3 protein-coding genes are annotated in these 1,134 nt (G+C 66.8%); 2 read left to right on the top strand and 1 reads right to left on the bottom strand.

All coding sequences use genetic code 11. The features are described 5' to 3' along the window. Positions 1-14 precede the first annotated feature (14 nt). Both AC1D1G_RS45450 and AC1D1G_RS45445 read left to right on the top strand, forming a co-directional pair. On the top strand, positions 15-170 hold the full coding sequence (locus tag AC1D1G_RS45450; RefSeq protein WP_477956967.1) for a zinc-binding dehydrogenase: 156 nt from the start codon (positions 15-17) through the stop codon (positions 168-170). Between the two features lie 69 nt (positions 171-239). Next, the gene (locus tag AC1D1G_RS45445) at positions 240-617 is read left to right on the top strand and encodes an ANTAR domain-containing protein (RefSeq protein WP_477956966.1); all 378 of its coding nucleotides are present in this window, start codon (positions 240-242) and stop codon (positions 615-617) included. Positions 618-703: 86 nt separating this feature from the next. On the opposite strand, the gene AC1D1G_RS45440 is transcribed toward AC1D1G_RS45445, so the two are convergent. Next, on the bottom strand, positions 704-1,134 hold a 431-nt coding region (locus AC1D1G_RS45440), incomplete at its 5' end, for a TetR family transcriptional regulator (RefSeq protein ID WP_477956965.1).

Raw genomic sequence — 1,134 nt, 5'->3', positions numbered from 1 at the left:
TCGAAGCGGGCAAACTGCGGATCGTCATCGACCGCAGCTATCCCCTGGAACGCATCGTCGAGGCGCATCGGTATGTCGATACCGGACACAAGAGTGGCAACGTCGTCATCACCGTGGCGCAGACGGGCCGCCCCGGGGATCGGGTTCCAACCACCCGCATGCCCACATGACCCACTCGGGTACGCGCGTTTACGAGATCGCGACCTGGGGGAATCTCGTACACAAAAGGACGGTGCCAGATGTTGAAATCCGAGAACCCGAACCCCGTGCGACCCACCCGAAGCTTCCTGGACCGGCGCCGCGGGCCCTCCGACCGTGAACTGTTGACCACCGCGAAGGCGGTGCTGATCACCAGCCGGGGCTACAGCGATGCGCAGGCGTTCGACGAACTGCTCGACGTGGCGCGACGGCACCACCTCTCCGTGCAGGGTGCCGCCCGGTGCCTGATCGACCTCACCAGCAACACCCGGCACCTCACCAGTCGCCGACCGGGCACCTTCCCCGAGTGGGAAGGACTCCGCGGACAGCCTCCTTCGGGGCCCCACCGGCCTTCGCAGCGCATGGCCAGCCTGCACGGGCGACACCATCCCCACCTCACGACGCAGATACGCCCGTGACCTGCGCGGTCCGTCGGCTGTCGGCGCGCCGGGGTCGTCGCAGCGGCTGCGTACCCATACTCCTGCGGCAGATCGCCGCCCGGTCTCTAGGCTGGATTGCGCGGGACGGCGACCGTTGACCCCACCCACCGTCGCAGGTACGCACGCAGTTCGTCCTGGCTCCGCGGCGGGTTTCCGGGCGAGATGAAGAACGACTGCATCGTCCGCAGCTGATATTCGACGAGCTCACGCAGGGCGGGCTCGTCGTAGCCGTGCCGCTCCCAGTCGACGTCGAAGCGTCTGATCATCGTCATTCCGAAGGTGAGGGCCTCGTCGGACGTGATCCCCTCGGTGTGGGAATGAGAACCGGACAGCATGATGCCGAGCTGCGGAATGCGGGGCGCTTCGTTGAGTGTGTAGATCACGGCCTCGACCACAGCTTCAGCGGGGTCTTCGATGCCCACGAGGTGTTCTGTGAGGCGGTCGAGGAATCCGGCGACGGCGGCGATGGCTGCGGCTCGTAGGAGGGCGTCGGTGC

The sequence above is a fragment of the Rhodococcus sp. P3_B8 genome (assembly GCF_056402775.1).
Note: the sequence above shows the minus strand (reverse complement) of the source record. Positions and strands in the feature narration are given on the sequence as shown.